This is a genomic window from Streptomyces sp. NPDC002138 (genome assembly GCF_040296485.1).
Classification (GTDB): Bacteria; Actinomycetota; Actinomycetes; order Streptomycetales; family Streptomycetaceae; genus Streptomyces.
In genome coordinates this window covers 1-22,084 of record NZ_JBEOXE010000099.1, presented here as the reverse complement: position 1 = coordinate 22,084, position 22,084 = coordinate 1, and the positions used below count along the sequence as shown (strand labels likewise).

Sequence of the window (22,084 nt, the reverse complement as noted above, 5' to 3'; positions counted from 1 at the left end):
GCCGCACTCGCCCTCGCGGCCGCCGCCCTCACCGCGCCGCCCGCCGCCGCCGACGCCATCCGCGACCGCCAGTGGGGCCTGACGGCGCTGCGCGCGGAAGAGGCCTGGGGGACCACCCAGGGCGCCGGGGTCACCGTCGCCGTCCTCGACACCGGCGTCGACTCCACCCACCCCGACCTCGCCGGCCAGGTCCTGGAAGGCACCGACCTCATCGGCATGGGCGCCTCGCGGGGCGACCGCGCCTGGGCCCGCCACGGCACCGCCATGGCCGGAGTGATCGCCGGGCACGGCCACGGCACCAACCGCCAGCAGGGCGTCCTCGGCATCGCGCCGCAGGCGAAGATCCTGCCGGTCCGGGTCATCCTCGAGGAGGGCGACCCCGGCCGCGCCAAGGCCCGCGAGAGCAAGGGCGGCGCCCTCGCCGAGGGCATCCGGTGGGCCGCCGACCACGGCGCGGACGTCATCAACATGTCCCTGGGCGACGACAGCCAGTCCGCCCACCACGAGGCCGCCGAGGACGAGGCCGTGCAGTACGCCCTCGCCAAGGGCGTCGTCGTGGTCGCCTCGGCGGGCAACGGCGGCGAACAGGGCGACCACACCTCCTACCCGGCGGCCTACCCCGGCGTGATCGCCGTCACCGCCGTGGACCGCAAGGGCGCCAAGGCCCCCTTCTCCACCCGCAACTGGTACGCCACCGTCAGCGCCCCCGGGGTCGACATCGTCATCGCCGACCCGGACCGCGGCTACTACGAGGGCTGGGGCACCAGCGCGGCCGCGGCCTCCGTCTCGGGCGTCGTGGCGCTCGTACGCTCCGCGCACCCGGAACTCTCCCCGGCGCAGATCAAGAAGCTGCTGGAGAACACCGCCTCCGACACCCCGCGCGGCGGCCGCGACGACGCGCGCGGGCACGGCCTGGCCGACCCGGTCGCGGCCCTCCAGGCGGCCGACGCACTCAAGGCGGACTCCCTCACCCCGACCCCGGTCCCGGCCACGAGCCGCTACTTCGGCCCCGGGCCCGAACCGGTACGTCCCCCCGCCCGCCGGATCCGGTACGCGGCGCCGGTCGCGGCGGGCGCCGGGGTGGCGCTGCTCGTGCTGGCGGGCGTACTGGCCCGGCGGCGGCGCCCCGGGCACGACGGGCCGGACGCCGACCGGCCGGAGGAAGAGCCCCGCACCGCGATATAGGGTCGGGTAACTGTGGCCCAGAAGAACATTCCAGACCCCGGTTTCTCCGACGACGACGGCTCCGCCGATCCCCGGCTGAGCGCGGCCCTCGCCGCGTGGGCCGAGGACAGAAGCCAGGAGCCCCAGGTGCTGGCGGCGCTCAAGGACGCCCGCCTCCTCGTGCCGGTCGTCGCCGTGCTCGGCGAGGCCGAGACCGACCCCGAGACGGGCCTCAAGCGCGAGAAGAGCAGCGACATGGCCGTCCCCACCCTCAAGGCGGGGGACCGGCGGGCGCTGCCCGCCTTCACCTCCACCGCCTCGCTGGCCCTGTGGGACCCGGCCGCCCGGCCGGTGGCCGTCCCGCTGCACCAGGCCCTGGCGGCGCTCGCGCACGAGAAGGCCGACACCCTCGTCCTGGACCTCGCGGGCCCGGTCCCCTACCAGCTCACCGGCTCCGCGCTGCTCGCGGCGGCCGAAGGCCGTACGGAGGCCGGTCCGCTCGCCGATCCGGCCGTGACCGGGGCGGTACGGGCGGCCGTGGCCCGGACGGAGAGCGTCCTGCGGTCCTACCTCGGCCCCGGCGGCGCCGACACCGACGGCACCCTCGCGATCGTGCTGGCCGAGGGCGCGGACCCGGCGCGCAGCGCGCGGGCGCTCGCCCAGGAGCTGGCGGCGGACGAGACCCTGCGGGCCCGGCTGGTGCGCGGGCTGGACCTGGCCCTGCTGCCCGCGGACGCGGCCGCTCCCGGTGAGCCCCTCTTCGTACGGGGCTAGGGGGTGACCGGAACACGGAGGACGGGCCCGGAACGCGAAAATCGCGGCCCGTTCACCCCTGGACGTCAAGGGTGAACAGGCCGCGATCCGTGGGGGCGGCTCAGCCGAAGACGGGCCCGGTGAACTTCTCGCCCGGCCCCTGGCCCGGCTCGTCCGGGACCAGCGAGGCCTCGCGGAAGGCCAGCTGGAGCGACTTCAGGCCGTCGCGCAGCGGGGCCGCGTGGAAGGAGCTGATCTCCGTGGCGCTGGCCGTGACCAGTCCGGCCAGGGCGGTGATCAGCTTGCGGGCCTCGTCGAGGTCCTTGTGCTCGGAGTCCGGCTTGTCCAGGCCCAGGTTGACCGCGGCGGCGCTCAGCAGGTGCACGGCCACCGTGGTGATCACCTCGACCGCGGGCACGTCCGCGATGTCGCGGGTCATGGCGTCGTAGTCGGGAGCCCGGTCGGCTCCGGTGGTCTCGGGGGGCGTCGCGTCAGTCATGTCTTCACGATAAGCCGGGGCCGGAGGGGGTTCGGACCGGGCCCCCGCGCGGCCGGGCCAGCGGCCCCGGTGCGACGGCCGCGGCGCCGGATCCGTGGCCGGTTCACGGCCGGGTTAGCGTCCGGGAAGACCCCTTGCTATATTGGGGTCACCAGACCGGCTGGATGCGCATGCGTCCAGCCCACAAGTGGAGGCTCCGTACTCCCACCTAGTCGTCCCCCGGGATGGCAGGTCACCGGTCACGGCAGTATCCATCGTTCCGTACGGACGATGGAAAGCTGCCTGATGCTGCGCCCCGCGATGTTGTGATGCGGTGGTGTTCCGGTATTTCCAGGAGCCCCGCCTGTGTCCCGTCCCGGGGCATTTTTGATGTTCCGGATCGGTTGGTCTCACGTCAGAGACGTTACGCGGCTGTCTGCCAGGCGGCCGTGTGGTGGTGCAACCGAGGAGGATCCATCAGCACCGAGCCCCGCATCAACGACCGGATTCGCGTTCCCGAGGTACGACTTGTCGGTCCGAGCGGCGAGCAGGTCGGCATCGTGCCGCTCGCGAAGGCGCTCGAGCTTGCGCAGGAGTACGACCTCGACCTGGTCGAGGTAGCGGCGTCCGCCAGGCCGCCGGTCTGCAAGCTCATGGACTACGGCAAGTTCAAGTACGAGTCGGCCATGAAGGCCCGTGAGGCGCGCAAGAACCAGGCGCACACGGTCATCAAGGAGATGAAGCTCCGGCCGAAGATCGACCCGCACGACTATGACACCAAGAAGGGTCACGTCGTCCGGTTCCTCAAGCAGGGCGACAAGGTCAAGATCACGATCATGTTCCGTGGTCGCGAGCAGTCCCGCCCGGAACTGGGCTACCGACTGCTGCAGCGTCTGGCTTCGGACGTCGAGGACCTCGGGTTCATCGAGTCGAACCCGAAGCAGGACGGCCGAAACATGATCATGGTTCTCGGTCCGCACAAGAAGAAGACCGAGGCGATGGCCGAGGCCCGTGAGGCGCAGGCCGCCCGCAAGGCCGAGCGCCAGGGTGTTTCCGCCACGGACGAGGGTTCCGAGGACGAGTTCCTCGCGGACGAGGCCGGAGTCGACGAGGTCGCCGACGACGCCCCCGCCGCCGAGGCCGCTCCGGCCGAGGACGCCTCCACCGAGGCCCCTGCCGAGGCCTGAGTCCGGAGCACTCCGCTCCGGATTCAACCGACACAATTGACGCTCCCGCCAGCCTGGTTCCTCCGGACCGGTGGGAGCGCCACCGACGAGGAGATAACGGCGCTATGCCGAAGAACAAGACGCACAGCGGTTCCAAGAAGCGCTTCAAGATCACCGGTGCCGGCAAGGTGCTCCGTGAGCGCGCCGGCAAGCGCCACCTGCTCGAGCACAAGTCGTCCCGTGTCACCCGCCGCCTGACCGGCACCGCGGAGATGGCCCCCGGCGACGCCGCGAAGATCAAGAAGCTTCTCGGCAAGTGACGTCTCTCCGCTCCCCGTTCGTGGGAGCGGGACGTCAGGACCGGGACCCCATCGAATTCGGGCCGTGTGAAGACAACCACGGCCCTGTTACAAGGAGTACAAAGTGGCACGCGTCAAGCGGGCAGTAAACGCTCACAAGAAGCGCCGGGCGATCCTCGAGGCCGCCAAGGGTTACCGCGGTCAGCGTTCGCGCCTGTACCGCAAGGCCAAGGAGCAGGTCACCCACTCCCTGGTCTACAACTTCAACGACCGCAAGAAGCGCAAGGGCGACTTCCGTCGGCTGTGGATCCAGCGCATCAACGCCGCTGCCCGCCAGAACGGCATGACGTACAACCGCCTCATCCAGGGTCTGAACGCCGCCAACATCGAGGTGGACCGCAAGATCCTCGCCGAGCTGGCCGTCAACGACGCCAACGCGTTCGCCGCGCTGGTCGAGGTCGCCCAGAAGGCGCTTCCGGCCGACGTCAACGCCCCGAAGGCCGCTGCCTAAGCAGTCCGTCCTTCACGAGCCCTCACCGGCTCACCGGCCTTCAGTGGCCACAGCCCGGACCCGCAGGCCTCGTGCCTGCGGGTCCGGTGCGTTGACCAGCTGTTTCGACCTGTTTCGACCCGCAGTACGCACGGAAGCGAGCCGACCGCCATGGGTACCCCCGCCCCCGCCGAGCTGATCTCCCCGCGATCCCCCCGGGTGGCCGCCGCCCGACGGCTCGCGCGCCGGAACTTCCGCACCAAGGAGCGGCGGTTCATCGCCGAGGGCCCGCAGGCCGTCCGCGAGGCCGCCGAGCACCGCGGCGAGGCGGGCGCGACCCTGATCGAGCTGTTCGCGACCGTCGAGGCCGCCGAGCGCTACACCGACATCGTCGAGGCGGCCCTGGCCGCCGGGGCGCGCGTGCACTACGCCTCGGACGAGGTGCTCGCCGAGGTCTCCCAGACGGTCACCCCGCAGGGCCTGGTCGGCGTCTGCCACTTCCTCGACACCTCCTTCGAGTCGGTCCTGGAAGCCGCTCCGAAGCTCGTCGCCGTCCTCGCGCACGTCCGCGACCCCGGGAACGCGGGCACCGTACTGCGCTGCGCGGACGCCGCCGGAGCGGACGCGGTGATCCTGACCGACGCCTCCGTCGACCTCTACAACCCCAAGTCCGTACGTGCCTCCGTGGGCTCCCTCTTCCACCTGCCGGTGGCCGTGGGCGTCCCCGTCGAGCAGGCCGTCGAGGGGCTGCGGGCGGCGGGCGTGCGGATCCTGGCCGCCGACGGCGCGGGCGAGGACGACCTCGACGCCGAGCTGGACGCGGGCACCATGGGCGGCCCCACGGCATGGGTGTTCGGCAACGAGGCCTGGGGCCTGCCGGAGGAGACCCGCGCCCTCGCGGACGCCGTCGTGCGCGTCCCGATCCACGGCAAGGCCGAGAGTCTGAACCTCGCGACGGCCGCCGCCGTGTGCCTCTACGCGTCCGCGCGTGCACAGCGGGCGCCCGGAGGGTGCCGCTCCGTGACCCCCAGCTAGTAATGTGGCGGCCCGGGGGCACCCGCCGCGGCGACCCCGTCCGGAGATGTGGGGTACGGGGACATGACCGTCGGTACGAACAGCTCGCCGCGGGAGGCCACCCAGGGGGCGGCCCTGCCCGCGGGGCCCGGTGAGCCGGTGGCCGCCTCCCCCCGGGACGGCGGCGGCCCGGGCGACGCGCTCGGCGCGGGCTTCGGGATGGACCCCGACGACCTTCCCGACGGGCTGGTCGTCGCCGACCACGCCGGCCGGGTCATCTGCTTCAACCGGGCCGCCGCGCGGATCACCGCCGTCGACCCCCGCAAGGCCCTGGGCGACCGGATCGACCAGGCGCTGCCGCTGGAGGACCTCGAGGGCCGCCGCTGGTGGACGCTGACCGATCCCTACGGCGGCCTGGCCACCCGGCGCGGCCAGCCCGAGCGCAATCTGCTGCTCCCCGGCGGCCGCGAGGTCCTCGTCTCCGCCCGCTACGTCCGTACGCACCCCACCGGACCGCTCAGCCGCCTCGTCGTGAGCCTGCGCGGCACCGAGGCCCGGCGCCGCACCGAACGCAGCCACGCCGAGCTGATCGCCACCGTCGCGCACGAGCTGCGCTCCCCGCTCACCTCGGTCAAGGGCTTCACCGCGACCCTGCTGGCGAAGTGGGAGCGGTTCACCGACGACCAGAAGCGGCTGATGCTGGAGACCGTCGACGCCGACGCCAACCGGGTCACCCGGCTGATCGCCGAGCTGCTCGACATCTCGCGGATCGACTCCGGCCGCCTCGAGGTGCGCCGCCAGCCGGTGGACATCGCCACCGCCGTGGCACGCCACGTCCAGGCGCTCACCGCGAACGGCCAGGCCCCGGACCGCTTCCTCCTGCGGGTCGCGAGCCCGCTGCCCGATCTGTGGGCCGACCCGGACAAGATCGATCAGATTCTCGGCAATCTTCTCGAAAATGCGGTGCGGCACGGAGAGGGAACGGTCACCATCGAGGTGGCACCCGCTCCGGCCGGTGCCACCGCGACCAAGACCGACGACGAGATGGGTACGGCCGTCACCGTGACCGACGAAGGCCCCGGCATCCCCGAGGACTCCATGCGCCGCGTGTTCACCCGCTTCTGGCGGGGCAGCAAGCGCGGCGGCACCGGTCTGGGCCTGTACATCGTCAAGGGCATCGTGGAAGCCCACGGCGGCAGCATCACGGTCGGGCGCGGCCCCGGCGGCGGCGCCGAATTCCGATTTATCCTGCCCGTCGCCGCGCCGGCGTACCTCACGCAGTAACCCTGCGGAGCGTCTCGCCAGGCGGCCCACGGGCTCCCTTCACCCCCAGCGACCTTTAGACTCGTCCTTTGGCACCTTTGTGTCCTTGTGCCGAGCGCGTCGAGCGTGGTCGCGCGGGGGACCCACCAGCCAGCCATCGGAAGTACGGGAAGAGATGTCGGCACCGAACAAGTCGTACGACCCTGTTGAGGTCGAGGCACTGAAACCGGATGAGATCGAGCGCATGCGGGACGAGGCGCTCGCCGCCTTCGCGTCCGCCGGCGACCTCGACGCGCTGCGGGAGGCGAAGACCGCGCACATGGGCGACCGCTCGCCCCTGGCGCTCGCCAACCGCGAGATCGGCGCCCTGCCACCGCAGGCGAAGGCCGAGGCGGGCAAGCGCGTCGGCCAGGCCCGGGGCGCCGTGAACAAGGCCTTCGGCGCGCGCACGGTCGAGCTGGAGGCGGAGCGCGACGAGCGCGTGCTCGTCGAGGAGGCCGTGGACGTCACGCTGCCTTACGACCGCGTCCCGGCCGGCGCCCGCCACCCCCTGACCACGCTGATGGACCGCATCGCGGACATCTTCGTGGCCATGGGCTACGAGGTGGCCGAGGGCCCGGAGGTGGAGGCGGAGTGGTTCAACTTCGACGCCCTCAACTTCACTCCCGACCACCCCGCGCGCCAGATGCAGGACACCTTCTTCGTCCAGGGGCCCGAGGGCACCGTCGGCGACGAGTCCGGTGTCGTGCTGCGCACCCACACCTCCCCGGTGCAGGCGCGCACGCTGCTGGAGCGCAAGCCCCCCGTCTACGTCGTCTGCCCCGGCCGGGTGTTCCGCACCGACGAGCTGGACGCGACGCACACCCCCGTCTTCCACCAGGTCGAGCTGCTCGCCGTGGACGAGGGCCTGACCATGGCCGACCTCAAGGGCACCCTGGACCACATGGTCCAGGCGCTCTTCGGCCAGGACATGACCACGCGGCTGCGCCCGAACTACTTCCCGTTCACCGAGCCGTCCGCCGAGATGGACATGCAGTGCTACGTGTGCCGCGGCGAATCGGTGGGCAACCCCGACCGCCCGTGCCGTACCTGCTCCAGCGAGGGCTGGATCGAGCTGGGCGGCTGCGGCATGGTCAACCCCAAGGTGCTCGTCGCCTGCGGCGTGGACCCCGAGAAGTACAGCGGATTCGCCTTCGGGTTCGGCATCGAGCGGATGCTGATGTTCCGCCACAACGTCGAAGACATGCGAGACATGGTCGAGGGTGACGTTCGTTTCACCCGGCCGTTCGGGATGGAGATCTGATGCGGGTCCCGCTTTCTTGGCTGCGGGAGTACGTCGACCTGCCCGCGGGCGAGACCGGTCGTGACGTACAGGCGCGCCTCGTCGACGCCGGCCTCGAGGTCGAGCGTGTGGAGCAGCTCGGCGCCGGTCTCAAGGGCCCCCTGGTCGTCGGCCAGGTCCTGACCATCGAGGAGCTCGAGGGCTTCCGCAAGCCGATCCGTTTCTGCACGGTCGACGTCGGCCAGGCCAACGGCACCGGTGAGCCCCAGGAGATCGTCTGCGGCGCGCGGAACTTCGCCGTCGGCGACAAGGTCGTCGTGGTGCTCCCCGGCGCGGTGCTGCCCGGCGACTTCGCGATCGCCTCGCGCAAGACGTACGGCCGCACCTCCCACGGCATGATCTGCTCCGGCGACGAGCTGGGCATGGGCGACGACGGCACGCACGGCATCATCGTGCTCCCCCCGGAGTACGAGGTCGGCACCGACGCGATCAAGCTCCTGGAGCTGATCGACGAGGTCCTCGACATCGCCGTCACCCCGGACCGCGGTTACTGCCTGTCCATGCGCGGCGTGGCCCGTGAGACGGCGACGGCCTACGGGCTGCCGCTGCGCGACCCGGCGCTGCTCGACGTGCCGGGCCCGAACTCGTACGGCTACCCCGTGCGGATCGACGACCCGCAGGGCTGCGACCGCTTCACCGCCCGCACGGTCGGCGGCCTCGACCCCGAGGCCCGCTCGCCGATCTGGCTCAGCCGCCGCCTGCAGAAGGCCGGCATGCGGCCGATCTCGCTCGCGGTCGACGTCACCAACTACGTGATGCTCGAGCTCGGCCAGCCGCTGCACGCCTACGACCGCTCCCGCGTGGACGGTCCCATCGGCGTCCGCCGCGCGGAGCAGGGCGAGAAGTTCACCACCCTGGATGGCGTCAAGCGCACGCTGGACGCCGAGGACCTGGTGATCACCGACAACAGCGGGCCGATCGGCCTCGCCGGTGTCATGGGCGGTGCCAACACCGAGATCGCCGACTCCGTCACGGACCCGGAGACCCTCCAGGTCTCGGGCACCACCGAGGTGGTCATCGAGGCGGCGCACTTCGACGCGCTGTCGATCTCGCGCACCGCCCGCCGCCACAAGCTCGCCTCCGAGGCGTCCAAGCGCTTCGAGCGCGGGGTCGACCCGCAGGCCGCGGCCGCCGCCGCGCAGCGCACCGTCGACCTGCTGGTGCTGCTCGCGGGCGGTACCGCCGAAGCGGGCGTCACCGAGCTGTCCGCGCCCTCCGCCCCGCGCTCCATCGCGATGCGCGCGGACCACCCGGACCGGGTCGCGGGCGTGGACTACGGCCGCGAGACCGTCGTACGCCGCCTCCAGGAGGTGGGCTGCGACGTCTACGGCCAGGACGAGCTGGTCGTCACCGTGCCCTCGTGGCGTCCCGACCTCGCCGAGCCCAACGACCTCGCCGAAGAGGTCATCCGGCTGGAGGGCTACGCCAACCTGCCCTCCACGCTCCCGCAGCCCCCGTCGGGCCGCGGGCTGACCGACCGGCAGCGGCTGCACCGCCGGATCGGCCGCGCGCTGGCCGCCGCCGGTTACGTCGAGGCGCTGAACTACCCGTTCCTCGGAGCCCAGGTCTTCGACCAGCTCCAGCTGCCCGAGCACGACGCGGCCCGCCAGGTCGTCACCCTCGTCAACCCGATCTCCGACGAGGAGCCCGCCCTGCGCAGCACGCTGCTGCCGGGTCTGCTGGGCGCCCTGCGCCGCAACGACAGCCGCGGCAGCCACGACCTCGCGCTCTTCGAGACGGGCTCGGTCTTCCGGGCCGGTCCGCAGCCGGGCGTGGCGGTGCGGCTGCCGGTCGACCGCCGTCCCACGGCGGAGGAGATCGCCACCCTGAACGCGGCCCTGCCCGCGCAGCCGCGGTACGCCGCGGTCGTGCTGGCCGGTGCGCGCGAGCAGGCCGGCTGGTGGGGCAAGGGCCGCCCGGCCGACTGGGCGGACGCGGTCGAGGCCGCCCGCTCGCTGGCCGTCGAGGCCGGCGCCGAGCTGGTCGTGCGCCAGGGCCGGTACGGTCCCTGGCACCCGGGCCGCTGCGCCGAGCTCGTCGTCACCCTCGACGGGGTCGAGCAGGTCATCGGCCACGCCGGTGAGCTGCACCCGCGCGTCGTCAAGGCGCTCGGTCTGCCCGCCCGTACCAGCGCGATGGAGATCGACCTGGACCGCCTCGCGGCGGCCGGTGGCGAGACCCTCCAGGCGCCCCGGATCTCCACCTTCCCGGTGGCGACCCAGGACGTCGCGCTGATCGTGGACGCCGCCGTCCCGGCCGCCGAGGTCGAGAGCGCGCTGCGCAAGGGCGCGGGTGAACTCCTCGAATCGCTGCGGCTGTTCGATGTCTTCACCGGCGAGCAGGTCGGCGGGGGCAAGAAGTCCCTCGCCTACGCGCTGCGCTTCCGCGCGGCGGACCGCACCCTGACGGCCGAGGAGTCCACGGCCGCCCGTGACGCGGCGGTGGCGCTGGCCGCCGAGCGCACGGGGGCGGTCCTGCGCGGCGCGTAGCACCGTCCGTCCCGCGTGGAGGGGGCGCATCCGGGTCACCGGGTGCGCCCCCTCCGTCATGCCGGGCGCGGGAGAGCGCCCTCCTCACTCATTCGGGTGAGAACCCCGGCCGCCCGTGTCCCATGAACCTGTCGGTGGACACAATCGTTGCGGCCGAGGGGAGGCCCAACGGATGATCACGCGCGGGGAGATGCCCCACGTGCGCCGGGTGTGCGTCCTTGCCTGGGGCGGCGCCGCGGTGTCCTGGGAGCTGGCCTCCCCCGGGCCGCTCGGACCGAGCCTGGCGAGCTGCGCCGCCTTCCTGCTGCTGGCCACCGGATGCGCGCTGCACGTACGCAAACAGCTGCTCGCGGAGCTGCGGCGCAGCCAGGAGACCGCGGCGGCGGTGCAGCGGGCGCTGCTGCGGCCGGTCCCGGCCCGGATCGACGGCCTGACCCTGGCCGCGGCCCAGCTGTCGGTGGGCGGCGACCTGTACGAGGCGCTGCCGACGCGCTTCGGGGTGCGGGTGGTCATCGGTGACGTGCGCGGCCACGGGGCGACCGCGCTGGGCGTGGCCGGGGCGGTCCTGGGCTCGTTCCGCGAAGCGGCGTACGACGAGACGACGCTGGGCGGGGTGCTGCTGCGGATGGAGCGGGCGCTGGACCGGTACGTGCGGGGGGAGCCGGAGGAGTTCGTCACGGTGCTGCTGCTGCAGATCGGGGCGGACGGGAGCCTGCTGGCCCTGAACTGTGGCCACCCGTGGCCGTACGTCCTGCGCCGCCGGGGGCCGGAGCCGGAGCCCGAGCCGGAGCCGTGCGGCGCCGTGTCCCGGGGTTCCGCCCCGGACCCCGCGCCTCACACGCCGGCGAGGCTGGGATCGCGCCCCGCGGGCCTGAAACGCCCCTCCGGGGGCGCCTCACACGCAGGCGAGGCCGGATGTGCCCGCCGCACATCAGCCCGCCCGGCGCTTGAGGGCCCGCCGGAGGCACCGTCAGCCCCGTCGGCGGTTGAGGCGCGGGTCCGGGCGGGGGCCCGGGGGGCCGCTCCGCGGATCGAGGTGCGGGTGCTCGACGGGGGCGAGACGCTGCCGCCGCTCGGGGTGGTGCCGCTGGGCGGGGAACCGGCCCCGTACCGGTGCGGGACGCTCGGCCCCGGTGACGCGCTCTTCCTGCACACCGACGGCATCGCCGACGCCCGCGACCGGGCCGGCCGCTTCTTCCCGCTCACCCGCGCCGTCACCGAGAACGCCACCGCCGCGCTCACGCCCGCGCGGCTGGTCGCGGGCGTGCACGCGGCCCTGCTGCGGCACACCGGCGGGCGGCTCGCCGACGACGTCGCCCTGCTGGTGCTGCGCAACGACCGGATCGGTCCGGCCTGAGCGACAGCGGTGCTGTGGCGCGCCGCCCGTCTGCCATGGAGTGTCGGGCAGACAGCAGAACGGGCGGCGCTAGTACGGGTCGTCGCACTGTTCGAGGGGGAGCCGACGACCCGGGCTACCTCTTGGCGAGGCCCTTCAGTGAACCGCTCCGGGGGCTCCTCCCGGCAGGGTGCGCGGCGCATTTATGCGCGTATCCGGTTCACACCCCGTGTGAACCGAGCACCCACTAACCTGAGACCGACGAGCCCTTGGAGCGGCCCATGCAGCCCAATGCACTGCTCGATGCCCTCCTCGCCGAGGCGGGCATGTCCCACGCCGGATTCGCCGCACACGTCAATCAGGCCGGGCGCAGCCGTGGACTGGCGCTGCGGTACGAGCACACCGCCGTCGCCCGCTGGCTCAAGGGCCAGCGCCCCCGCGGCCAAGTGCCCGATCTGCTCTGCGAGGTGCTCGGCAGCCGGCTGCGGCGCCCGCTCTCGCTGGACGACATCGGGCTCGGCCTGGCCGGATCGCCCTCGGCCGACGTCACCGCGCACGGCTCCCCGCCGGGCTCCCCGCTGGGCGGGTTCGTCGACCGGGCCACCGCCCTGTGGCGCGCCGACGGCCAGGCCCGCCCGCAGCTGCTCACCGCCGGGGCCGTGTGCGGGACCCCGGCCGTCATCCCGGTCTGGGAGTGGGAGAACCCACCCGAGGACGCCGACGTCTCCCGTGCGGGGCCGACCCGGGTCGGCCCCGAGCACATCGAGATCCTGCGGGCCGCCCGCGCACACTACGAGTTGATGTACCGCCGCGCGGGCGGCGTGGCCACCCGGGACCGGATCGTGCGCTTCCTGGGCAGCGAGACCGCGCCCCTGCTGCGCGGGAGCTACCCCGACGCGCTCGGCCGGGGCCTCTACCGCGCCACCGGGTCGCTCGTGGCGGTGGCCGGGATCTGCGCGTACGACTCGGACGCCCACGGCCTCGCCCAGCGCTACTTCCACCAGGCCCTGCGGCTCGCGAAGGCCAGCGGGGACCGGGGCCTCGGGGCCTATGTGATCGCGCTGCTCGTCAACCAGTCCCTGCACCTGCGGGAGTTCCGCCAGGCGGTCGCCTTCGCGGAGGCCGCGCTGCGGGCCGCGGGGCGCCACACCACCCCGGCGCTGTCCGCCGACCTCTACGCGATGCAGGCCAAGGCCTACGCCCAACTCGGCGACGGAGTCGCGGCGTTGACCTGTATCCGGCATGCCGAGGCGGCCGCCGAGCGGATCCTGCCGGGCAGCGAACCCGACGAGACCGGCTACGTCCAACCGGGCCTGGTCAATGTGCAGGTGGCCGAGGCGCTGCTCGGCCTGGGCGACCTCGGCGCCGCGCACGAGCAGGCCACCGCCGCCGTCGGGACCCCCGCGCACGACCGGGGCCGGGTGCACCGGCTGGCGATGCTGTGCGAGATCCAGCTGCGCCAGGGGGAGGCCGACCGCGCGGTGGCGGCCGCGGCCGAAATGGCCGAACGGGCCAAGGGGATGGAATCGCTGCGCCTGCGCGACCGGCTCCGCACGGTCCGCGAACAGCTGCTGAGCAGCGGTTGTTCGGGAGCCGAGGAGACCTCGCACCTCATCGACGGAGCGCTGCGCGTTCCGCTGTGACGCTCCCAACTGCTGCCATGTTGCCACCTACTCGAACGAAAGGTGGCACAACCGTGCAGTGGATGAACCTGAGTGAGCAGACCGTGTACAAGAACCGCTGGTTCGACGTGAACCTCGCGGACGTCGAGCTTCCCGACGGCCGACACCTGGACCACTTCGTGATCCGGCTGCGCCCGGTCGCCGTCGCGACAGCGGTCAACGAGGCCAATGAGGTGCTGCTGTTGTGGCGCCACCGCTTCATCACCGACAGCTGGGGCTGGGAACTGCCCGCCGGGGTGGTCGAGGACGGCGAGGACATCGCCGCCGCGGCGGCCCGGGAGATGGAGGAGGAGTCGGGCTGGCGCCCGGGCCCCCTCCACCACCTGATGACGGTCGAGCCCTCCAACGGTCTGACCGACGCCCGCCACCACCTCTACTGGGCCGAGGGAGCGACGTACACCGGGCACCCCGAGGACGACTTCGAGTCCTCGCACCGCGCCTGGGTACCGCTCAAACTGGTGCCGGACATGATCGCGCGCGGCGAGGTCCCGGCCGCCAACATGGCGGCCGGGCTCCTGCTGCTGCACCACCTGCGCCTGGGCTGAACCCGGCGGATCAGCCGTACGGGTAGAAGCCCGAGCCCGTCTTGCGGCCCAGGCGGCCCGCGTCCACCATGCGCTGGAGCAGCGGGGGAGCGGCGTACAGCGGCTCCTTGAACTCGTAGTACATCGAGTCGGCCACCGAGGCCACGGTGTCCAGGCCGATCAGGTCCGCCAGCTTCAGCGGGCCCATCGGGTGGGCGCAGCCCAGCTCCATGCCGTTGTCGATGTCCTCGCGGCTCGCGATGCCCGACTCGAACATCCGGATCGCGGACAGCAGGTACGGGATCAGCAGGGCGTTCACCACGAAGCCCGACCGGTCCTGCGCGCGGATCGCGTGCTTGCCGAGCACGTCCCGGACCAGGGCCTCGGCCCGCTTGACCGTCTCTTCGCCCGTCGTCAGCGCCGGGATCAGCTCGACGAGCTGCTGCACCGGGGCCGGGTTGAAGAAGTGGATGCCGATGACCTGGTCCGGCCGCGAGGTCGCGACGGCCAGCTTCACCAGCGGAATGGAGGAGGTGTTCGAGGCGAGGATCGCGTCCGGGCGGGTCACCACCTGGTCGAGCACCTGGAAGATCTCGGTCTTGACCTGCTCGTTCTCGACGACGGCCTCGATGACCAGGTCACGGTCGGCGAATTCGCCGAGGTCCGTGGTGAAGGTCAGGCGGGCCAGGGTGGCGTCCCGCTCCTCCTCCGTGATCTTGCCGCGTTCGGCGGCCTTCATCAGGGAGTTGTGCAGCCGGGTACGGCCGATCTCCAGGGCCTCGCCGGTGGTCTCGGCAACCTTCACTTCGAGACCGCTGCGGGCGCACACCTCCGCGATGCCCGCGCCCATCTGGCCACAGCCCACTACGCCGACCCGTGCGATGTCGGTCGGGAGGGTAGAGAGGTCCGTCACATCGTGCCTTTCGCTGCTCATCCATCGCGGGTCCCCCGTCGTTGACAGTGGTAACTGCATTCCGGCGCCCGCCACGACCCCCGACGTTACTCCCGACCTGCGGCCTGATGACGGCCCGGGGCGGGCATGCTGGCCCCACCGAGATCAATATCACTGTGCGGAACGGAGCGAACACATGGCGCACATCGGCCGACGGGGACTGCTGGTGGGGATGGCCGGCATGGCGGGGGTGCTGGCGGCGGCCACGACGGCGGGGTCGGCCGCGGCGAGCGCCGCGCGGGCGGGCGGACCCGGGGGCGCGCCCGCACCCGGGAGCGCCCCCGCGTTCCGCGGGATGTGGGTGGCCTCCGTGGAGAACGTCGACTGGCCCTCGGCGGCCGGGCTGAGCGCCGAGACGCAGCAGGCCGAGCTGGTCGCGCTGCTCGACACCGCGGTCGAGCGGCGGCTGAACGCGGTGGTCCTCCAGGTCCGGCCGACCGCCGACGCGATGTGGCCCTCGGCGCTGGAGCCGTGGTCGCAGTGGCTGACCGGGCGCCAGGGCGAGGACCCGGGCTGGGATCCGCTGGGCACCGCCGTGGAGCTGGCGCACGCGCGGGGGCTGGAGCTGCACGCCTGGTTCAACCCGTACCGGGTCGCCAACCACGAGAACGTGTCCCTGCTGGTCCCCGAGCACCCGGCCCGGGTCCACCCGGAATGGGTGGTCCCGTACGGCGGCAAGCTCTACTACAACCCCGGGCTGCCCGAGGTCCGGGCCTTCGTGCAGCGGGCGATGCTCGACGCGGTGAGCCGCTACGCCCTCGACGCGGTGCACTGGGACGACTACTTCTACCCCTACCCCGTGGAGGGCGAGGCCTTCGACGACGACGCGGCCTTCGAGGAGTACGGCTCCGATTTCGACTCGCGCGCCGACTGGCGGCGGGACAACATCGACACCCTGGTACGGGAGATGGCGGCGGGCATCAAGGCGGCGCGGCCCGGAGTCCGCTTCGGCGTCAGCCCCTTCGCCGTCTGGCGCAACGAGGGCACCGACCCGCTCGGCTCACCGACCCGGGCGGGCGTGGCGACGTACGACGATCTGTACGCGGACACCCGCAAGTGGGTCGGGGAGCATTGGCTCGACTACATCGCGCCGCAGCTCTACTGGCCGATCGGGCACCCGCAGTGCGATTACGAGGCGCTCGTGAACTGGTGGTCGCGGACCGTGCGGGGCACCGGGGTCGAGCTCCTGATCGGGGAGGCGCTCTACCGCTGCGACGCCGGAAGCGCCACCGAGGCCTGGCGGGACCCGGCCGAGCTGTCCCGGCACCTCGCCGTCGCCGCCGGATACGCGGAGGTCCGCGGCCACGTCTACTTCTCCGCGAAGCAGGTGGTCGCGGACCGGAACGGGGCGATGGCGCGGGTCGTCGCCGATCACTACCCGACGCGGGTGCCGCCGCGCTGATTCACCGTGGTGGGGGTTTCGGAAGGGGGGCGTGGCCGACGTCGTGCCGTCAGCGTCCGCCGTCGTCCGGGTGCCGTACGACGCAGTCCGGCCCGGGGGCCATGAGCGCCTCGTGGCCGTCCTGGAACCGCACCCGGTAGGGCGGGGTGCCGTTGTCCCCCAGGACCTGGAGGATCTCGCCGACCTTGTCGTTCTGGCCGACGATCCTGCCGTGCTGCACCAGCTGATCACCCTCGGTCGCGTGCATGCTGACCTCCCTCGGGCCGGTCCGGTCGGTGACAGCAGTTTACGGCGTTCCGGGGCTATTTGGCCCGTTGTGTCACGGCGATGCAGACCAGCACCGCGCCAGCCGCCACCGGGGCGGCCGGGGTGAGGTGCTCGTCCAGCAGGACCACCGCCCACACCAGCGTCAGCAGCGGCTGGGCGAGCTGGAGCTGACTGGCGCGGGCGGGCCCGATCTCGGCCATCCCGCGGTACCAGACGTACAGCCCGAGGAAGCTGGAGCCCGCCGCCGCCCACACCAGGCCCATGATCCCGTGACCGGTGAGGTGGACCGGCTCTCCGGCCAGCCCGATCACCGACCCGGCCAGGGTCAGCGGCAGGCACAGCACCAGCGCCCAGCCGATGACCTGCCAGCCGGGCATCACCCGGGCCAGCCGGGCGCCCTCGGTGTAGCCCGCCGCGCAGACCAGGAGGGAGGCGAAGAGGTAGGCGTCCCCGGCGGACAGGGCCCCGCCGCTCTGCGCCAGGGTGAAGCCGAGGACCACCGCGGCCCCCGCGACGGCGGCGAACCAGAAGGTGCGCGGCGGCCGGACGCCCGTGCGCAGGGCGGCGAGCACGGCGGTGGTCAGCGGCAGCAGGCCGACCACGACGGCGGAGTGCGAGGTGGTGGAGGTGCGCAGGGCGAGCGTGGTCAGCATGGGGAAGCCGACGACCACCCCGGCGGCGACCACCGCGAGGCCCGCCCAGTGCGCCCGGCCCGGCAGCCGGACCCTCAGGGCGAGCAGGAAGGCGCCCGCGATCAGGGCGGCGAGGACGCTGCGCAGGGACACGAACGACCAGGGGCCGAAGCTCTCCATGCCCCAGACGGTCGCGGGGAAGGTCAGGGAGAAGGCGACGACACCGAGGGCGGCGAGGACGGTACCGCTCGCGCGGCCGGACTCGCGGCCGGACTCGAGGGCGGACCCCCGGCCGGACTCCCGGCTGCTTTCCCGTCGAACCGCTATCGCCGTTGGTCCAGTAGCGCTATTCTGTGCTGTCATGTACGAGCGTAGCAGTGTGGCTGAACTGGTGGAATCCCTTCGGGCGGAACTGAACCGCTACTCGGCGGGTGGAAAGCTGCCGTCGAGCCGGTCCCTGGTCGAGCGTTTCCGGGTGAGCCCGGTGACGGTGTCGCGGGCCCTCGCCCAGCTCGCCGCCGAGGGACTCGTCGTGACCCGGCCCGGCGCCGGGGTGTTCCGCTGCGCGCCCCGGGAGACCGCCCCGGCCGCCGTCGACACCTCCTGGCAGGCGCTCGCCCTCAGCGCCGAGGACGGCGGCGAGATCGTGCCGCGGTCCGTGGACGCCTCCGGAGTGCTGGTCTCCCTCGCGACCCCACCGCCCGGGGTGGCCGAGCTCAACGGCGGCTACCTGCACTCCTCCCTCCAGCCCGAGCGGGCCCTCGCCGCCGCCCTGGCCCGCGCCGGGCGGCGGCCCGGGGCCTGGTCCCGGCCGCCCGTGGAGGGGCTGACCGAGCTGCGCGACTGGTTCGCCCGCGAGATCGGCGGCCCGCTGACCGCCGCCGACGTGCTGATCACCGCGGGCGGCCAGAGCGCCCTCACCACCGCCCTGCGGGCACTGGCCCCGCCCGGGGCGCCGATCCTGGTCGAATCCCCGACCTACCCCGGCCTGCTGGCGATCGCCCGCGCCGCCGGGTGCCGGCCCGTACCGGTGCCCTGCGACGCGGAGGGCGTGCGTACGGACCTCCTCGCCGCCGCCTTCGAAGCCACCGGCGCGCGGGTGTTCGTCTGCCAGCCGCTGTTCCAGAACCCCAGCGGGTCGGTGCTGGCCGACGCGCGCCGGGCCGAGGTGCGGCGGATCGCGCGGGCCGCCGGGGCCTTCGTCGTCGAGGACGACTACGCGCGGGCGCTGGCCCACGAGGACGCCGGACCGCTGCCCGCCACCCTGGCCGCCGAGGACCCCGACGGGGTCGTGGTGCACGTGCGGTCCCTGACCAAGGTCACCTCGCCCAGCCTGCGGGTGGGCGCGCTCGCCGCCCGCGGGCCGGTGCTGGAGCGGCTGCGCGCCATTCAGGTCGTGGACAGCTTCTTCGTGCCCCGGCCGTTCCAGGAGGCGGCGCTGGAGCTGGTCGGAGCGCCCGCCTGGCCGCGCCACCTGCGCGCCGTCGGCGCCGAACTGCGCCACCGCCGGGAGGTGCTCGCCGGGGCGCTGCGGCGGGAACTGCCCGACCTGTCCCTGCCCCATCTGCCCGTCGGCGGCTACCAGTTGTGGCTGCGCCTGCCCGACGGGGCGGACGAGGCCGGCTTCGTGGCGGGGGCGCTGCGGGCGGGAGTGGCGGTCACGCCCGGCCGCCCGTACTTCTGCGCGGAACCACCGGGTCCGTACGTACGCATGAGCTTCGCCGGGGTCGCCGGAGCGGGCGAGCTGACCGAGGCCGTCCGCAAACTGCGCTGCGGGGTCGGTTCAGACGCTTGACCCCATGCGGCGCTCGCCTCACCATCGCCGCATGCATGTTCGGGTTTCGCTCGTCACCGCAGCCCGTAGTTCCTCGCTGCTCGCCGAGCGCTTCGACGACGACCGGCCGCTCGACACCGTCGGCTGGCAGGCGGTGGAGACCGCCGCGCACGGACTGGTGCCCCTGGGCGCGGCCGAGCTGCGCTACTGCTCGCCCACGGCCCGCAGCCGCGCCACCGGCCGGGCGCTGGGCTACGCGCCCCTCGCCCAGCCCGCCCTGCGCGACTGCGACATGGGCCGCTGGCGCGGGCTGACCCTGGCCGAGGTGACCGCGCGCGAGCCCGGGGCGGTGGACCTCTGGCTCACCGATCCGCGCGCGGCCCCGCACGGCGGGGAGTCGCTGCTCGCCTTCATCACGCGGATCGGTGCCTGGCTGGACACCCGGCCCGCCGACGACGGGGGCGCCATCGTGGCCGTCGCCGAACCCTCCGTGGTGCGCGCCGCTCTGGTCTTCGCCCTGGGGGCGCCGCCGCAGACGTACTGGAACGTCGACGTCCGGCCGCTGTCCACGGTCACCCTCACCGGCTGGGCGGGCCGCTGGCACCTTTCGCTGCAGACGACCGTTTGACCCTCTGACGGCGCCTCACCGGCAGGCGCCCGGCCGCCCCTTCGGCGAAGGAGAAGAACCGTGGCGATCCGGCTCGGACTCGGTCTGCCCCAGATGAAGCAGTACGCGCTCGGCCGCGACGTACCGGCGGTGGCGCGCGCGGCCGAGGCCGCGGGATACGAGAGCCTGTGGGTCTTCGAGCGGATCCTGTTCCCCGAGCATCCCCTCGAGGGGATGTACGGGATACCCGGCCTGCCCTGGCTGGAGCGGTACCGCGCGGTCGCCGACCCGCTGGTCACGCTGACCCTCGCGGCCGCCGTCACCGAACGGGCCCTGCTGGGGACCAGCGTGCTGGTCGCCCCCCTGCACCTGCCCGTCCAGCTGGCCCGCGCGCTCGCCTCCCTGGACGCGGCGAGCGGCGGCCGGGTGCTGGCGGGCCTCGGCACCGGCTGGTCGCGCGACGAGTTCGCCGCCGCGAGCGTGGCGCCCTTCGAGGAGCGCGGCGCGGTCCTGGACGAGCTGCTCGACGTGTGCGCGGCGGTCTGGGGTCCCGATCCGGTCGCGTACACGGGGGAGCGGACGGTCATCGCCCCCGCCGAGGTCGGCCCCAAGCCCGCCCGGCCGGTCCCCGTCTACCTCCCCGCGAACAGCCCGCGCGCCGCCCGTCGGCTGGTGGACCGGGCGGACGGCTGGATGCCGGTGGGCACCGGCCCGAAGGCGCTGGCCGACGCCTGGGACCGGCTGCGGGAGCTGGCCGCCGCGCGCGGACGTACGCGGGAGATCGCCGTGTGCGTACGGGCCAACGCGGCCTACGAGCCCCGGCCGTTCGAGGGGGCGGGCAGGCGGCCCTTCCAGGGCAGCGTGGGGCAGATCGCCGAGGACGTCGCCGCGCACGCGGCCGCCGTCCCCCTCGACGACCTGCTCGTGGATCTCCAGGGCAGCGTGCGGGACGCGGCGGAGCTGTCGGACGTCGCCGCCGAGCTGTACGCGGCGGTGCGGGCGGCCGGGGTCTGAGCGGGCCACGGCGGGTGCGTCCGCGGTCGTCTCACAGGAGGGCCGGGCAGGATCCGGAAGGGACGACCTGGGCGCCCGGTCCGCTGTCCGGCGGATCAGGTGGTCCGGTCGGCCCGCTCGCCGTTCTTCTCGATGCCGCCCAGGGCCGTCTCCAGCGACCGGCGCAGGCGTTCGTCGCAGAGGATCCGGCGCCCGCTGCGGTGCGTGGCCCGGCGGCCGTCGGCGTACAGCTCCCGCAGCAGCGGAGCGGCCGCGGCGGCCGGAGCGCCGATCTCGCCCAGGTGCCGGACGGCGGCCTCCGCCGGATCGGTCAGGGAGGCCTCCCGCAGCGGAGCCAGCTCCCGCACCAGGACCGGCACCGACGGCCCAGGGTCACCGGTGATGCGCCAGAGCGCGTGGGCCGCCTCCACCCGGGTCCACGCGCCGGGCGCGTCCAGCAGCGCCCGTACGTCGTCCACGTACGCGGCGGCGGCCGGGCACAGGTCGCCCACGTAGCGCAGGACGGGGCCGCCGAGCCCCTTGCGGGCGAAGCTCCCGCACACCTCCAGGGCGAGCCCGTCGTCCCCGGTGACCTGCCAGTGCGCCCAGGCCGCGCTCTGGCGGCCGTGCCAGGGGTTGGGGGCGCCGGGCGGTACGGGCAGGCCGGGGCGCGTGTGGCCGCGGGCGTGGCCCGCCAGTACGTCCGCGGCCGCCACGGCGCCGGGGCCGATCCGGCCGAGGACCTCGCAGGCGGCCCGGGCGTACCCGCCGTCGAGCAAGGGCACCACCTCCGGCACGGCGGGCGCCGCCGCCGGGCCCCACAGCCCCAGCAGGGCCACGGCGGTCGCATGACCGTAATGCCCGGGGGCGAGGCGCAGCCGGGTGCGGACCCGGGGCAGCAGCTCCTGGACCGGGAGGCGGGCCAGGGCCGGGGCGAACTCCTCATGGATGAAGTGGTGCGAGTGGTCGGCGAGCCGTGCGGTGAGCAGCGGCAGCGCGCGCCGGTCGCCCAGACCGGCCAGGGCGATCAGTACGGAGGCGGTGATGGAGGGGCCGTAGGCATCGGCCTGCCGGTACCGGCGGAGGAAGGCGGCGAGCCGGTCCGCGTGCCCCGCGAGCGCCTCTGGCGGGGCCTCCGCGAGCAGCCCGTCGGCGGCGCCGATCGCCACGAAGTCCCGGTCCTCCAGACTGGCGACGATCCGTTCCCACAACGCGTGCTGGGGGCGGCGGGAATCCCGCAGCGCCTGCGCGACGGCGTGCATCTCCCGCCACCGCCGGTCCTGGGCCGCCTCGGCCCGCCAGGACGGCTTGCGCCGCCCGTCCCGCCCCCGCATGATCTTCAGCCACCCCATGCGCGGAACCCTAGGGGGTGTCTGACGGATGTGCGTGGGGAAGGAGGGGTGTCCGGTGCGTGCTCTCGGTGCGCCGACCGGAAGCCCGTGTACTGGACGTACTCG

General features: G+C 73.7%; 21 protein-coding genes. 16 read left to right on the top strand and 5 right to left on the bottom strand.

Translation table 11 applies throughout. From position 1 onward, the window contains the following. Together mycP and ABT084_RS35460 are read left to right on the top strand one after the other, a co-directional pair. A partial coding sequence (gene mycP, locus ABT084_RS35465) for a type VII secretion-associated serine protease mycosin (RefSeq protein WP_351053243.1) occupies nucleotides 1-1,185 on the top strand: 1,185 nt, incomplete at its 5' end. A 12-nt stretch (nucleotides 1,186-1,197) separates the two neighbouring features. Next, nucleotides 1,198-1,938 carry an SseB family protein gene (locus ABT084_RS35460; RefSeq protein WP_351053240.1) on the top strand — a complete coding sequence of 247 codons (741 nt, stop codon included), beginning with the start codon at nucleotides 1,198-1,200 and terminating at the stop codon, nucleotides 1,936-1,938. Nucleotides 1,939-2,038: 100 nt separating this feature from the next. Here the strand turns inward: ABT084_RS35460 and ABT084_RS35455 are convergent, their stop codons facing one another. Next, entirely contained in the window at nucleotides 2,039-2,416 is a 378-nt protein-coding gene (locus ABT084_RS35455; protein WP_351053237.1) for a DUF1844 domain-containing protein, read from the bottom strand. 428 nt (nucleotides 2,417-2,844) lie between these two features. On the opposite strand from ABT084_RS35455, the gene infC reads away from it, so the two are divergent. The 10 genes from infC to ABT084_RS35405 all read left to right on the top strand — a co-directional run bounded on the left by infC (nucleotide 2,845) and on the right by ABT084_RS35405 (nucleotide 14,021). Continuing rightward, nucleotides 2,845-3,582, top strand: coding sequence for a translation initiation factor IF-3 (gene infC / locus ABT084_RS35450; protein WP_351053234.1), 738 nt, complete (start codon nucleotides 2,845-2,847; stop codon nucleotides 3,580-3,582). A gap of 104 nt (nucleotides 3,583-3,686) precedes the next feature. Next, the gene (gene rpmI, locus ABT084_RS35445; RefSeq protein WP_351053231.1) at nucleotides 3,687-3,881 is read left to right on the top strand and encodes a 50S ribosomal protein L35; all 195 of its coding nucleotides are present in this window, start codon (nucleotides 3,687-3,689) and stop codon (nucleotides 3,879-3,881) included. Between the two features lie 103 nt (nucleotides 3,882-3,984). Further along, the gene (gene rplT / locus ABT084_RS35440; RefSeq protein ID WP_330329547.1) at nucleotides 3,985-4,371 is read left to right on the top strand and encodes a 50S ribosomal protein L20; all 387 of its coding nucleotides are present in this window, start codon (nucleotides 3,985-3,987) and stop codon (nucleotides 4,369-4,371) included. A gap of 150 nt (nucleotides 4,372-4,521) precedes the next feature. Next, on the top strand, nucleotides 4,522-5,385 hold the full coding sequence (locus tag ABT084_RS35435) for a TrmH family RNA methyltransferase (protein WP_351053227.1): 864 nt from the start codon (nucleotides 4,522-4,524) through the stop codon (nucleotides 5,383-5,385). 63 nt (nucleotides 5,386-5,448) lie between these two features. Further along, nucleotides 5,449-6,648 carry a sensor histidine kinase gene (locus tag ABT084_RS35430; RefSeq protein ID WP_351053223.1) on the top strand — a complete coding sequence of 400 codons (1,200 nt, stop codon included), beginning with the start codon at nucleotides 5,449-5,451 and terminating at the stop codon, nucleotides 6,646-6,648. Nucleotides 6,649-6,802: 154 nt separating this feature from the next. Further along, a complete protein-coding gene (gene pheS / locus ABT084_RS35425; protein WP_351053221.1) occupies nucleotides 6,803-7,930 on the top strand; it encodes a phenylalanine--tRNA ligase subunit alpha in 1,128 nt (375 codons plus the stop codon). Beyond that, entirely contained in the window at nucleotides 7,930-10,458 is a 2,529-nt protein-coding gene (pheT, locus tag ABT084_RS35420; protein ID WP_351053218.1) for a phenylalanine--tRNA ligase subunit beta, read from the top strand. Before pheS ends, pheT begins: the two co-directional genes overlap by 1 nt. 172 nt (nucleotides 10,459-10,630) lie before the next feature. After that, nucleotides 10,631-11,815 carry a PP2C family protein-serine/threonine phosphatase gene (locus ABT084_RS35415; RefSeq protein ID WP_351053215.1) on the top strand — a complete coding sequence of 395 codons (1,185 nt, stop codon included), beginning with the start codon at nucleotides 10,631-10,633 and terminating at the stop codon, nucleotides 11,813-11,815. A 260-nt stretch (nucleotides 11,816-12,075) separates the two neighbouring features. Further along, nucleotides 12,076-13,437 carry an NsdA family TPR-like regulatory protein gene (locus ABT084_RS35410; RefSeq protein WP_351053213.1) on the top strand — a complete coding sequence of 454 codons (1,362 nt, stop codon included), beginning with the start codon at nucleotides 12,076-12,078 and terminating at the stop codon, nucleotides 13,435-13,437. 62 nt (nucleotides 13,438-13,499) lie between these two features. After that, nucleotides 13,500-14,021, top strand: a complete 522-nt coding sequence (locus ABT084_RS35405) for an NUDIX hydrolase (RefSeq protein ID WP_385783336.1) — start codon at nucleotides 13,500-13,502, stop codon at nucleotides 14,019-14,021. Nucleotides 14,022-14,031: 10 nt separating this feature from the next. On the opposite strand, the gene ABT084_RS35400 is transcribed toward ABT084_RS35405, so the two are convergent. Then, nucleotides 14,032-14,934 carry a 3-hydroxybutyryl-CoA dehydrogenase gene (locus tag ABT084_RS35400; RefSeq protein WP_330329539.1) on the bottom strand — a complete coding sequence of 301 codons (903 nt, stop codon included), beginning with the start codon at nucleotides 14,932-14,934 and terminating at the stop codon, nucleotides 14,032-14,034. Between the two features lie 154 nt (nucleotides 14,935-15,088). On the opposite strand from ABT084_RS35400, the gene ABT084_RS35395 reads away from it, so the two are divergent. Then, nucleotides 15,089-16,354: a glycoside hydrolase family 10-like protein gene (locus tag ABT084_RS35395; RefSeq protein WP_351053206.1), complete on the top strand. Its 1,266-nt coding sequence runs from the start codon at nucleotides 15,089-15,091 to the stop codon at nucleotides 16,352-16,354. Between the two features lie 49 nt (nucleotides 16,355-16,403). On the opposite strand, the gene ABT084_RS35390 is transcribed toward ABT084_RS35395, so the two are convergent. Both ABT084_RS35390 and ABT084_RS35385 read right to left on the bottom strand, forming a co-directional pair. Continuing rightward, on the bottom strand, nucleotides 16,404-16,601 hold the full coding sequence (locus ABT084_RS35390) for a DUF1918 domain-containing protein (RefSeq protein WP_351053204.1): 198 nt from the start codon (nucleotides 16,599-16,601) through the stop codon (nucleotides 16,404-16,406). Nucleotides 16,602-16,656: 55 nt separating this feature from the next. Beyond that, nucleotides 16,657-17,616 (bottom strand): DMT family transporter, encoded by a 960-nt coding sequence (locus ABT084_RS35385; protein WP_351053201.1) that lies wholly within the window; start codon nucleotides 17,614-17,616, stop codon nucleotides 16,657-16,659. On the opposite strand from ABT084_RS35385, the gene ABT084_RS35380 reads away from it, so the two are divergent. From ABT084_RS35380 to ABT084_RS35370, 3 genes are read left to right on the top strand one after another with little or no spacing between them, the layout of a single operon-like run. Continuing rightward, the gene (locus tag ABT084_RS35380; RefSeq protein ID WP_351053198.1) at nucleotides 17,615-19,048 is read left to right on the top strand and encodes an aminotransferase-like domain-containing protein; all 1,434 of its coding nucleotides are present in this window, start codon (nucleotides 17,615-17,617) and stop codon (nucleotides 19,046-19,048) included. The two genes, ABT084_RS35385 and ABT084_RS35380, sit on opposite strands and share 2 nt — an antisense overlap. Nucleotides 19,049-19,079: 31 nt before the next feature. Continuing rightward, entirely contained in the window at nucleotides 19,080-19,655 is a 576-nt protein-coding gene (locus ABT084_RS35375; RefSeq protein WP_351053195.1) for a histidine phosphatase family protein, read from the top strand. A gap of 60 nt (nucleotides 19,656-19,715) precedes the next feature. Beyond that, entirely contained in the window at nucleotides 19,716-20,648 is a 933-nt protein-coding gene (locus ABT084_RS35370; RefSeq protein ID WP_351053193.1) for a TIGR03619 family F420-dependent LLM class oxidoreductase, read from the top strand. Nucleotides 20,649-20,743: 95 nt separating this feature from the next. Here the strand turns inward: ABT084_RS35370 and ABT084_RS35365 are convergent, their stop codons facing one another. Continuing rightward, on the bottom strand, nucleotides 20,744-21,979 hold the full coding sequence (locus ABT084_RS35365) for a hypothetical protein (RefSeq protein WP_351053190.1): 1,236 nt from the start codon (nucleotides 21,977-21,979) through the stop codon (nucleotides 20,744-20,746). Between the last annotated feature and the right edge of the window lie 105 nt (nucleotides 21,980-22,084).

What these genes read in the sequence shown, in the direction of transcription:
- pheT (WP_351053218.1), top strand. Translation starts at nt 7,930, where the DNA reads ATGCGGGTCCCGCTTTCTTGGCTGCGGGAGTACGTCGACCTGCCCGCG.
- ABT084_RS35405 (WP_385783336.1), top strand. Translation starts at nt 13,500, where the DNA reads ATGAACCTGAGTGAGCAGACCGTGTACAAGAACCGCTGGTTCGACGTG.
- ABT084_RS35415 (WP_351053215.1), top strand. Translation starts at nt 10,631, where the DNA reads ATGATCACGCGCGGGGAGATGCCCCACGTGCGCCGGGTGTGCGTCCTT.
- ABT084_RS35365 (WP_351053190.1), bottom strand. Translation starts at nt 21,979, where the DNA reads ATGGGGTGGCTGAAGATCATGCGGGGGCGGGACGGGCGGCGCAAGCCG.
- ABT084_RS35430 (WP_351053223.1), top strand. Translation starts at nt 5,449, where the DNA reads ATGACCGTCGGTACGAACAGCTCGCCGCGGGAGGCCACCCAGGGGGCG.
- ABT084_RS35385 (WP_351053201.1), bottom strand. Translation starts at nt 17,616, where the DNA reads ATGACAGCACAGAATAGCGCTACTGGACCAACGGCGATAGCGGTTCGA.
- rpmI (WP_351053231.1), top strand. Translation starts at nt 3,687, where the DNA reads ATGCCGAAGAACAAGACGCACAGCGGTTCCAAGAAGCGCTTCAAGATC.
- ABT084_RS35455 (WP_351053237.1), bottom strand. Translation starts at nt 2,416, where the DNA reads ATGACTGACGCGACGCCCCCCGAGACCACCGGAGCCGACCGGGCTCCC.
- ABT084_RS35380 (WP_351053198.1), top strand. Translation starts at nt 17,615, where the DNA reads ATGTACGAGCGTAGCAGTGTGGCTGAACTGGTGGAATCCCTTCGGGCG.
- ABT084_RS35390 (WP_351053204.1), bottom strand. Translation starts at nt 16,601, where the DNA reads ATGCACGCGACCGAGGGTGATCAGCTGGTGCAGCACGGCAGGATCGTC.
- ABT084_RS35435 (WP_351053227.1), top strand. Translation starts at nt 4,522, where the DNA reads ATGGGTACCCCCGCCCCCGCCGAGCTGATCTCCCCGCGATCCCCCCGG.
- ABT084_RS35400 (WP_330329539.1), bottom strand. Translation starts at nt 14,934, where the DNA reads ATGAGCAGCGAAAGGCACGATGTGACGGACCTCTCTACCCTCCCGACC.
- ABT084_RS35375 (WP_351053195.1), top strand. Translation starts at nt 19,080, where the DNA reads ATGCATGTTCGGGTTTCGCTCGTCACCGCAGCCCGTAGTTCCTCGCTG.
- pheS (WP_351053221.1), top strand. Translation starts at nt 6,803, where the DNA reads ATGTCGGCACCGAACAAGTCGTACGACCCTGTTGAGGTCGAGGCACTG.
- ABT084_RS35395 (WP_351053206.1), top strand. Translation starts at nt 15,089, where the DNA reads ATGGCGCACATCGGCCGACGGGGACTGCTGGTGGGGATGGCCGGCATG.
- ABT084_RS35410 (WP_351053213.1), top strand. Translation starts at nt 12,076, where the DNA reads ATGCAGCCCAATGCACTGCTCGATGCCCTCCTCGCCGAGGCGGGCATG.